Origin of the sequence: Pseudobacillus wudalianchiensis (assembly GCF_001685015.1) — a bacterium.
Lineage (GTDB): Bacteria > Bacillota > Bacilli > Bacillales > Domibacillaceae > Pseudobacillus > Pseudobacillus wudalianchiensis.
Window position 1 is genome coordinate 232271 of record NZ_MAYT01000028.1, and the last position, 10587, is coordinate 242857.

Here is a 10587-nt window from a genome sequence, read left to right on the forward strand (position 1 = left end):
AATCCTCCCTGGTTGTCAATAAATCAAGCAACACTTTATTTTACATCATAATAAACGGGTTCACATCTACCGCAACCTGTAAGCTTTTATCGCCTTGCTGCTTTGTATAATGTTCCATTACTGTCTTTAAGATTTCATTCAGCTTTGGTTCCCGTTTGTATTTTATCAAACATTGGTAACGATATCTATCATTGATCCGGGCAATTGGTGAAGCAACAGGCCCAAGAATAATGGCTTCATCTGATAAACGGGCTTGAATATATTGCGTAATTTTTTCTGTTACACCTGACGCTATCATGACGTCTTCATGACTGACCGTGACGAGAGCTAAGTAATAAAACGGCGGATAGTTTCCTAACTTCCTCATCATCATTTCTTCTTTATAAAATTGGTCGTAGTCTTGCTTGCCAGCGAGCTGGATGCTGTAATGCTCTGGTGTGTACGTCTGAATGACCACTTCACCTTGCAGCTGGTGCCTTCCTGCCCGACCGCTTACCTGCGTAAGCAATTGAAACGTCTTTTCTGCAGAGCGAAAGTCAGGAATATGAAGCATCGTATCAGCACTCAGTACTCCGACAAGTGTAATATTAGGGAAATCAAGCCCTTTGGCAATCATCTGAGTTCCAAGCAGAATATCCGCCTTTCCTTCTGCGAATTGCTGAAGCAGCTTTTCATGGGCACCTTTGCGGCTCGTCGTATCCACATCCATACGTACTACCCGGGCGTGTGGCAGCAGCTTGCCCAATTCGTCTTCTACCTTTTGTGTACCCGTGCCAAAATAACGAATATGATCGCTGTTACATTCTGGACACCGGGAAGGAACAGGCTCTTCAAAACCGCAATAGTGACACTTCATCCGGTGACTGTGACGATGATACGTTAAAGAAATATCACAGTGCGGACACCCTGCTACGTAGCCGCAATCACGGCACATAATAAAGGAAGAATGGCCACGCCTATTTAAGAAAAGGACCGTTTGCTCTCCTTTTTCCAACCGATCTGTCAGCTTCTCAAATAACGCACGTGAAAACATAGAGCGGTTGCCGTGGCGTAGCTCTTCACGCATATCTACGATTTCTACTTCCGGGAGCTGTTGATTATTCATTCTGTTTGGAAGCGTTAAAAGGTGATAGACCCCTTTTTGCGCTCTCGCAAAACTCTCTAAAGAAGGCGTAGCGCTGCCTAAGATAACAGGGCACTGATAAAATTCCGCCCTCTTAATCGCCGTTTCCCGTGCATGATAACGAGGGTTCTCCTCCTGTTTATAGCTCGTTTCATGCTCTTCATCAATAATAACAATGCCAAGATTTTCAAAAGGAGCAAATACCGCAGAACGCGCACCTACGACTACCTTTACTTCCTTGCGTTGAATTTTGCGCCATTCATCGTATTTTTCCCCTGTTGACAGGCCGCTGTGTAAGACAGCTACATCGTCACCAAAACGGCCTTTGAAACGGTGAACCATTTGCGGTGTTAACGAAATTTCCGGAACGAGCACAATCGCTTCTTTTCCTTTTTCCAACACACGTTGAATCGATTGTAAATAAATCTCGGTCTTTCCGCTTCCAGTCACTCCATAAAGAAGAAAGGTTTCATGGCGTACGTCCTCTATAGAGCCGAGAATGGGGGCAATAGCCTCTTGCTGCTGATTTGTTAGAGGGAGCGGTTCTGTCTTTTTAAACTGTCTATTTTCGTAAGGGTCACGGTAGACCTCCTGGTAGCGTTCTACTATAAACCCTTTTTCCAATAAGCTTTTTAATGTACTGTTTGATGTGTCCGTCTGTTCCATGACTTCTTTTGCAGAAAGCAGAGGTGACCCGGAAGCCGCTAAATAGTGTAAAACGTCTTTTTGTTTGCGGGCATTAGCAGGCAGAGCGTCCAAATGACCGCCTAGATCTTCATCCGATAAAGCGAGGCCAATCATCCGAATGCTCTTTTTCCTGTCTCTGCTCTTCACTTTATAAACAAGCTCTGCCCGGTTCTCTTTTACTTCCTGGCGTAAAGAATTAAGCAGTCCAGCTTTGGCTGCTGCCTCCCACGCCAGTTCTCCGTTTCGGTTAAATAAGCTAGCAAGCTTATCATCCATCGGCTCTGCTGTTTCCCTTATCTGAAATACTTTTTCATATTTCGCTTTCATTGCCGCTGGGAGCATTGCTTGATAAGCCGATATTTTAAAACAAAGCGTTGTTTCCGTCAGCCAATCGGCCAGCTCAAGCAATTCTTGGTTTAATACTGGCAGTAAATCCATCGGTTCAATGATAGACTTAAGTCTTTTTACGTTTGACTTATTTTTAAGCGCAGTGACGAACCCTTGGATTTTTCGCGGACCAAAGGGAACAACCACTCTCATGCCAGGTTGGATTAACCCCTCCCACTTTTCTGGCACAATATAATCAAACTCTTTATCTGTCTGCATTGCCGCTACATCTACGATGACGCTGGCTACTTGCATGCACCTTCACCCTTTTTTAAATCGGCCGCTGCTTCTAATAAGATTTCTCTTGCTGCTGCTTTCTTTGTCATTAAATCGAAATCTTTTTGCGTGCCGTCTTTTTTAAAGATCGAGATAATATTCGTTTCACTTCCGAATCCTGCCCCGTCTAATTTCACATTGTTCGCTACAATTATATCAGCTTGCTTTTTCTGTAATTTCTTTCGTGCGTATTCTGCTACATTGACGGTTTCGGCCGCAAAGCCAATCAGCATTTGATGTGTTTTCTCTTGCCCGAGCGTTTTTAGAATATCTCTTGTCCGCTCCATTTCAATGATTAGATCTCCTTCTTGTTTTTTCATTTTTTCTGTATGGACTAGTTTTGGCCGATAATCAGCGACAGCAGCCGTTTTAATAACGATGTCGCTCTCAGAAAACTTCTCCATAACGGCCTGATACATATCCTCTGCACTTTGCACATACTTTACTTTTACTCCTGAAGGAGGACTTAGCGAAACTGGGCCCGATATTAAATAGACATCCGCACCTAAATCACGGGCAACTTCGGCTAAGGCATAGCCCATTTTTCCGGTAGAACGATTAGTTAAAAAACGAACCGGATCAATAATTTCCCGTGTTGGACCAGCTGTGATCATAACCCGTTTGTTCTTTAACGGTTGTTCTTCTTTCTGCTTAAAAAATTGCTCCATGAGAGCTACAATTTTTTCCGGCTCTTCTAGACGGCCTTTCCCAACGTACCCGCAGGCAAGAAACCCTTCACCCGGCTCAACAAATTGCCAGCCAAAATCCGCAAGCGCGGCAAGATTTTTTTTCACTGCCGGGTGGTCATACATGTGGACATTCATGGCTGGAGCAATCCAGACAGGTGCGGTAGAAGCGAGTAACGTTGTAGAAATCATATCATCTGCAATGCCGTTCGCCAGCTTTCCTATCATATTAGCCGTAGCTGGAGCCACTATAATTAAATCAGCCCAATCCGCCAAATCGATATGAGCAATCACCTCTGGATGCTTTTCATCAAAGGTATTCGTATATACGTCATTTCGCGACAGCGCCTGGAAAGTGAGCGGAGTGACAAACTCACAAGCTGATTTAGTCATGATCACTTTTACTTCAGCACCTGCTTGGACCATTTTACTCGTCAATGCGGCTGCTTTATAAACCGCGATTCCCCCAGTTACACAAAGTAGAATTTTCTTTTTACTTAACATAACGAATCCTCCCATTCTTTTCAAACAACATAAGCAGCCATTGAGACCTTTATAAAACGATTGCTTCTTCTTTATTCGCTCCGTTCTTTAGCGAGCCGTATAGCTTGAAGCTAAGGGTTTTAATTAGATTGCCAATATTGCACCTAATCTTTATCTATATTCTAAACAATTGTACCGCTATTTTAGCTGAATCATGATAAACTTTGTCTTCCTGCTCGCCTTTTCATGTAAAAAAATAACAACCTTTCAAAGGTTGTTATTCCTAAAGTTTCTTATACTTCGTCATCGTAAACTTGATCTTGATCTTTTTCCTTCATCGTTAACTTATCTGCATAAATCTCTTCAAGGGCACGGCCAACATATTTATGAGAAACATAAGAATCAAGCATTTGAGTTGAACTGTTTTCTTGAAGGCTGCGGGCGCGTTTAGCGGCAATGCTGACTAACGAATATTTAGAATCAATTTTTGTTAATAAGTTATCAATAGATGGGTATAACATCTTAATCACTCTCCAACATTTTTTTATAGCGGTGCTGTACGCGTTCACGGCGGCAGTGCTCAGCGACGATGATGGATTGGATCCGGCTGCACGCTTTCTCCACTTCATCGTTCTCTACAACATAATCATACAAGCTCATCATTTCAATTTCTTTTCGAGCTTTTTCCATTCGCCCCTTAATAACGTCATCGCTCTCCGTTCCACGGGTAAGGATACGGCTATGAAGCTCGGATAAGCTAGGCGGTGCGAGGAAGATAAACAGCCCTTCCGGAAATTTCTCCCGCACTTGCTGAGCTCCTTGCACTTCAATCTCCAAGAAAATATCACGGCCTGCGTCAAGCGTTTCCCGTACATAATCAACAGGAGTTCCATAATAGTTGCCGACGAATTCCGCGTATTCAAGCAGCTTGCCTTCAGCAATTAACTGCTCAAACTCCTCTCTTGATTTGAAAAAATAATCAACGCCATCCACTTCTCCGGCACGCGGAGCGCGTGTTGTCATTGAAATAGAATACTCAAACTTAACATCCGGCTGTGAGAAAATTTCCTTTCTTACCGTCCCTTTTCCCACCCCGGAAGGTCCTGATAATACAATCAGTAAACCTTTTTCTTTCATGCCTTTCCCTGCCCTTCTTCAGTTACTTCTTCTGTGGAGAGAATTCGATGGGCAACCGTTTCCGGCTGGACAGCAGATAAAACGACGTGATCGCTGTCCATCACTAGCACCGCTCTCGTTCTTCTTCCATAAGTGGCATCGATCAACGTACCGGCTTCTCTTGCTTCCTGTACAAAGCGCTTGATTGGTGCTGACTCCGGACTGACAATCGATACAATTCTATTTGCGGATACGATGTTGCCAAATCCGATATTAATCAATCGAATGGACATAAAGTTCCTCCAATACAACAGCTTTTTACAAACGCGCTTGGCTTTATTCGATATTCTGCACTTGCTCTCTCATTTTTTCAAGGCTCGTCTTCAATTCCACAACGCCCGAACTAATCATAGAATCATTTGCTTTCGAACCGATCGTATTTACTTCACGGTTCATTTCCTGAATCATAAAGTCTAATTTACGGCCGACGGGTCCGTCATGTTCAAGCGCCTGACGAAATTGCTGGATATGACTTTCAAGACGGATGCACTCCTCATGGATATCCGATTTATCGGCAAACACAGCTACTTCTGTTGCCAGACGGTCTTCATTAAAGACACCGGCCGCCATTTCCTTCATTCGGCGTTCAAGACGCTGGCTATACGCTTCTACTACGATAGGAGCTCTCGTCTTAATTTGGAAAAGCTTTTGCTCCAAGCCGGACAGCAGGAGAAGGAGATCCTTTTTTAATTCCTGGCCTTCCGCTCGGCGCATGTCATATAACCGGGCGGCGGCTGATGCCACCGTCTCTAGCACAAGCCTTTCTAATGAGGAGTTTTCTTCTTCGCTTTCATCGATTGTAATAAAATCCGGCCGCTGCAGCAAATCCTTCAAGTCCGGCTTTGCCGAAAATCCATATTTTTCTGCTATTTGCCCCATCAATCCAACGAAATCATCTATTAACTGCCAATCCACTTGCAATGTTCGGTGTGTAAGACCTTCTCCCTCAACTGTGATAAACAGCTCTACTCGGCCTCTTTGTATGTATTTTGACAGCTCTTTCTTTATTTTATCTTCCATTTTTATTAATTGTCTTGGCATTCTTATTTGAAATTCACTAAACCGATGATTGACTGATTTCATTTCCGCAATCACCGCACAATCGGCTGATTTTATCGTGCTTCTGCCAAACCCTGTCATGCTCATTACCATCAGCCACTCACATCCTGTCGACATAATAAAAAGGCAATAGAGTACACTCTACTACCTTTTATATTGTACCATATTCTATTTTCTTTTTCTTGCAAAAAATGATCCGGCAAGTAAAAATGTCGGAATGGCGCCAATTCCAAAGACGAGCAGCCATTCTCTTGGAGCCAGAGCGGTCGTATGGAAAATGGTTTGAAGCTGCGGGATATAAATAACAGCAACCATCAATAAGAAAGAGGAGACAACGGCTGCAATCAAGTACATATTGCCAAACGGATTACGGGCTAAAACCGATTTTTCACTTCGGCAGTCAAATACGTGGATAAGCTGAGCCGTTACGAGCGTAGCAAAAGCGACCGTCTGAGCATAAACGAGATTATCTGCATGCTGCTGATAAGCAATAATGAACGCAATGAGTGTCGCAGCACCAATTAAAAAGCCGCGGGAAATAATTTTCCAGGCAAGCCCTCTCGCAAATACCCCTTCTTTCGGATGCCTTGGCGGTCTTTTCATCACGTCTTCCTCTGGCTTATCAAGCCCAAGAGCAAGCGCCGGTAAACCGTCTGTTACAAGGTTCACCCAGAGGATCTGGATCGGAACGAGCGGCAACGGCATCCCCAATACCATGGCAAACAGCATCACTAAAATCTCACCCACGTTTGATGCCAGCAAATAGCGGATAAATTTACGAATATTTTCGTAAATATTTCGGCCTTCTTCTACAGCTGCTTTAATCGTAGCAAAATGATCATTCGCTAACACTAGTGAAGACGCTTCTTTCGCTACGTCTGTTCCCGTTATTCCCATGGCAATGCCAATATCCGCCGCTTTAATAGCTGGAGCATCATTGACTCCATCCCCCGTCATAGCGACGATATGTCCCTTCTTTTGGAGAGCTTTCACAATTTTCAGCTTATCCTCTGGGGAAACCCGGGCATAAACCGCTGTGTGCTCTGCCGCTGATTCCATTTCTTTTTCTGTCATTCCGCTGAGGGCCTGCCCGTCTAAAATATCTGATTGCCGATGAGCAAGTCCTAAATCACCAGCGATCGCGGCCGCCGTTTCTTTATGATCTCCCGTAATCATAATCGTCCGGATTCCTGCCTGTTTGCACTCTGCAATCGCTTGCTTTACTTCTGGACGCGGCGGGTCGATCATTCCTTGCATTCCGATCAATGTCATGCCGGATTCTGCTTGTTCCGCATCCTGAAGTGTATCTGTTGCACGCAGCGGCTTATAAGCAACAGCAATGACTCGCAAGGCTCTTCCCGCAAGAGTTTGCAGCATTTCTTCTGTTTCCTTTCTGTAAAGCTTAGAGAAGACCTGCCTTTTTTCCTCCCATAAAATATAGTCGCTTTTTCCCATCAGCACATCCGGTGCACCTTTCGTCACAGCGAAACGCTGACCCTGTGCATCTTTCACGATCATCGTCATCATTTTTCTTTTTGAATCAAACGGAAACTCCTGCTCAACTGTAAATGTCTTGGACAGCTGCTCACGGCCTAATCCGGCTTTTAAGGCCGCTGTGAGAAGAGCCCCTTCTGTTGGATCTCCTTGAATCACAAACTCTTTTTCTTTCTTTTTCAATTCAGCGTGGTTACATAACAAGCCGAACGTAAGCAGCTGATACAAACTTTTTTCTTCCGACGGAGACACTTCTTTCGTCCCTTCAAAAAATTTCCCTTTCGGTTCATAACCTTTCCCGCTAATTTTCCAGTGTTTTCCGCTGCTCCAGGCATCCGTCACAGTCATTTGGTTTTGAGTCATCGTTCCGGTTTTATCCGAACAAATAACAGTGGTACAGCCTAGCGTTTCTACCGCTGCCAGCTGGCGAACGATCGCTTTTTGTCTGATCATCCGCTGGACACCGAGTGACAAGGCAACCGTCACAATGGCTGGCAGCCCCTCTGGGATAGCCGCCACAGCAAGCGATACACCGGTTAATAACATCGTGTACAGCTCGTGCCCCTGAATAATCCCAATTACTACAACGAGAACGGTCAAAAACAGGGCTGCTCCAATTAATATTTTTCCGAGCTGTTCAAGCCGGCGCTGCAGCGGTGTTTCTGACCTTTGGGCCGTTTGCAGCATAGAAGCAATGTTCCCCATAGCTGTTTTCATTCCTGTTGCGGTCACGACACCAATGCCGCTGCCCCTCGTGGCGAGTGTGCCCATAAACGCCATGTTCTTCATATCGGCAAGTGCCGGATTTTCTCCTTTTAAAGGAGAGGCGTGCTTTTCAACAGGAACGGATTCCCCCGTCATGGCCGATTCTTCAATCTCAAGATTAATCGCTTCTAACAGCCTAATATCCGCTCCAATTCGATCCCCTGCAGAAAACTTTAAGACGTCTCCTGCCACAATATCGGCCGACTGTATTTTTTTCCATTCCCCATCACGCAAGGCGAGCGATTGTGGAGCGGACAATTCCTTCAATGCCTGCAGCGACTTTTCTGCTCTCCTCTCCTGCAAGAATCCGAGCACACCATTGATAATGATAATGGCAAAGATCGCGGCGGAGTCAATGTACTCTCCCATTAAAGCGGAGATGACAGTCGCTGCAATGAGCACAAGAACCATAAAATCTTTAAACTGGCGGATAAAAACAACCCAGGCTGAAGGAAGCTTTTCTTCCGTCAGCTCATTTTTCCCATACTGACGTTTCCGTCTCTCTGCTTCCTCCGTTGTTAATCCGCGCTGAATGCTAGTCTGAAGTTTCGTTTCTACTTCTTCTCGTTTCAGCTCGTGAAAATTCATCTCCTCACTCCTTTAATGGACAAACTTGTCCTTCTCATAGCAAGATTATTCAGTCACCGGGCAAAACATGTTATGATTTAGTTAAGTTTTAACTAAAGTTAAGGAAAAGGAAGACAGCCTATGTCATTTGACGGTTTATTTACAAGAGCGATGACGAAAGAATTGTCCACAGCTCTTCAAGGAGGCCGGGTGAACAAAATTCATCAGCCTTATAAAAATGAAGTCATTTTAATTATTCGTGCCAAAGGAAAAAATCATAAACTTCTACTTTCTGCCCATCCTTCCTATGCAAGGGTACAGCTGACCGAAGAAAGTTATGAAAATCCAAAAGAGCCCCCTCTTTTTTGTATGATGATGCGCAAACATTTAGAAGGAGCGGTGTTGGACTCAATTGAACAAGCCGGACTTGACCGGCTAGTTATTTTTCACTTTAGGGGGAAAAATGAGATCGGCGATATTGCCTATAAACAGCTTTACGTTGAAATAATGGGCCGCCACAGCAACATCATCCTTGTTGATCAGCAAAAAGGAACCATCATTGACAGCATCAAACATATATCCGCAGCAGTTAACAGCTATCGTACCGTGTTGCCGGGCTATGATTATGTCTATCCTCCTGCACAAGATAAAGTAAATCCGCTCACGGCTACTGAGGAAGATATTATCCGTCAATTAGACTTTAATAGCGGGCGTTTAGACCGCCAGCTCGTTGCTCATTTTTCCGGTTTCTCTCCGCTGATCGCTAAAGAAATCATTCATCAAAGCGGATTAGCTAATCGTGAAACTCTGCCTCGGACGTTTATTCAGGAGATGGAACCGATACGGGAACATCTCTATACACCGACTCTGATTGAACATGAACAAAAATCCGCCTTTTATTTAAAAGATCTGCAGCATTTGCCAGGTGAACGAAAAACTTTTGAGTCGCTAAGCGAACTGTTGGATCGTTTTTATGTCGGGAAAGCGGACCGCGACAGGGTAAAACAGCAGGCGAATGATATCGAACGACTTTTAAAAAATGAAAAAGAGAAGAATGAAACAAAATTGGTTAAGCTTGAACAGACATTAAAGGAAGCTGAAAACGCAGACCGCTTTCAGCTATACGGGGAACTGCTCACGGCTCATTTATACGCTGTTGAAAAAGGCATGAAAGAAATAGAAGTTGTGAACTACTATGATGAGGCTGGCGGCAAAATGACGATTCCTTTAGATCCCCAAAAGACGCCATCAGAAAATGCGCAAAAACTATTTTCAAAATATCAGAAAGCAAAAAATGCGATTTTAGCTGTAAATGAACAGATTGAAAACACGAAAGCAGAACTTTCTTATATTGATCATCTTTTGCAGCAGATTGAATCGGCTTCACCGAAAGATATTGAAGAAATTCGCGAAGAGTTAATAGATGAAGGCTACATGAAAGCAAAATCATCGAAGAAAAAGAAGCCAGCTAACAGCAAACCAGAATTAGAAACATACGAAGCAAATGATGGCACTCTTATTTTTGTTGGCAAAAATAATAAGCAAAATGATTATTTGACGAATAAATTTGCCCGCCGAGACGAAATTTGGCTGCATACGAAGGATATTCCTGGCTCGCACGTGGTGATTCGCAGCGAGGAACCAGCAGAGGATACGATTTTAGAAGCGGCTAACCTTGCTGCCTACTTTAGCAAAGCGAAGTCATCGAGCTCTGTTCCAGTTGACTTTACAAAAGTACGGCATGTGAAAAAACCGAGCGGCGCCAAACCGGGATTCGTGATTTATGACCATCAGCAAACCGTTTATGTGACACCTAATGAGGATCTAGTGTTAAAAATGAAAAGATAATAAAAAGGGGCGACTTGAAAAGTTAACCGTTAACTA

Annotated in this window: 8 protein-coding genes; 1 reads left to right on the plus strand and 7 read right to left on the minus strand. The window is 44.0% G+C overall.

From position 1 onward, the window contains the following. Positions 1-40: 40 nt before the first annotated feature. The 7 genes from priA to A8F95_RS16565 form a co-directional block, all read right to left on the minus strand. Complete coding sequence (gene priA / locus A8F95_RS16535; protein WP_065411517.1) at positions 41-2452, minus strand: primosomal protein N'; 2412 nt, start codon at positions 2450-2452, stop codon at positions 41-43. Next, positions 2443-3663, minus strand: coding sequence for a bifunctional phosphopantothenoylcysteine decarboxylase/phosphopantothenate--cysteine ligase CoaBC (gene coaBC / locus A8F95_RS16540; protein ID WP_065411518.1), 1221 nt, complete (start codon positions 3661-3663; stop codon positions 2443-2445). Before coaBC ends, priA begins: the two co-directional genes overlap by 10 nt. Positions 3664-3935: 272 nt before the next feature. After that, on the minus strand, positions 3936-4163 hold the full coding sequence (rpoZ, locus tag A8F95_RS16545; RefSeq protein WP_049661433.1) for a DNA-directed RNA polymerase subunit omega: 228 nt from the start codon (positions 4161-4163) through the stop codon (positions 3936-3938). 1 nt (position 4164) lies between these two features. Beyond that, positions 4165-4779, minus strand: coding sequence for a guanylate kinase (gene gmk / locus A8F95_RS16550; RefSeq protein ID WP_049661431.1), 615 nt, complete (start codon positions 4777-4779; stop codon positions 4165-4167). Then, complete coding sequence (remA, locus tag A8F95_RS16555; RefSeq protein WP_049661430.1) at positions 4776-5051, minus strand: extracellular matrix/biofilm regulator RemA; 276 nt, start codon at positions 5049-5051, stop codon at positions 4776-4778. The genes gmk and remA overlap by 4 nt, the downstream gene beginning before the upstream one ends. A 43-nt stretch (positions 5052-5094) precedes the next feature. Further along, on the minus strand, positions 5095-5970 hold the full coding sequence (locus A8F95_RS16560) for a YicC/YloC family endoribonuclease (protein ID WP_065411519.1): 876 nt from the start codon (positions 5968-5970) through the stop codon (positions 5095-5097). A 75-nt stretch (positions 5971-6045) separates the two neighbouring features. Next, on the minus strand, positions 6046-8724 hold the full coding sequence (locus A8F95_RS16565; RefSeq protein WP_065411520.1) for a cation-translocating P-type ATPase: 2679 nt from the start codon (positions 8722-8724) through the stop codon (positions 6046-6048). A 120-nt stretch (positions 8725-8844) separates the two neighbouring features. On the opposite strand from A8F95_RS16565, the gene A8F95_RS16570 reads away from it, so the two are divergent. Next, on the plus strand, positions 8845-10551 hold the full coding sequence (locus A8F95_RS16570) for an Rqc2 family fibronectin-binding protein (RefSeq protein ID WP_065411521.1): 1707 nt from the start codon (positions 8845-8847) through the stop codon (positions 10549-10551). The last annotated feature ends 36 nt before the right edge of the window (positions 10552-10587 follow it).

Bases quoted from the DNA above. Each gene is read 5' to 3' on its own strand.
- priA (WP_065411517.1), bottom strand. From the start codon at position 2,452: ATGCAAGTAGCCAGCGTCATCGTAGATGTAGCGGCAATGCAGACAGAT.
- coaBC (WP_065411518.1), bottom strand. From the start codon at position 3,663: ATGTTAAGTAAAAAGAAAATTCTACTTTGTGTAACTGGGGGAATCGCG.
- rpoZ (WP_049661433.1), bottom strand. From the start codon at position 4,163: ATGTTATACCCATCTATTGATAACTTATTAACAAAAATTGATTCTAAA.
- gmk (WP_049661431.1), bottom strand. From the start codon at position 4,779: ATGAAAGAAAAAGGTTTACTGATTGTATTATCAGGACCTTCCGGGGTG.
- remA (WP_049661430.1), bottom strand. From the start codon at position 5,051: ATGTCCATTCGATTGATTAATATCGGATTTGGCAACATCGTATCCGCA.
- A8F95_RS16560 (WP_065411519.1), bottom strand. From the start codon at position 5,970: ATGGTAATGAGCATGACAGGGTTTGGCAGAAGCACGATAAAATCAGCC.
- A8F95_RS16565 (WP_065411520.1), bottom strand. From the start codon at position 8,724: ATGAATTTTCACGAGCTGAAACGAGAAGAAGTAGAAACGAAACTTCAG.
- A8F95_RS16570 (WP_065411521.1), top strand. From the start codon at position 8,845: ATGTCATTTGACGGTTTATTTACAAGAGCGATGACGAAAGAATTGTCC.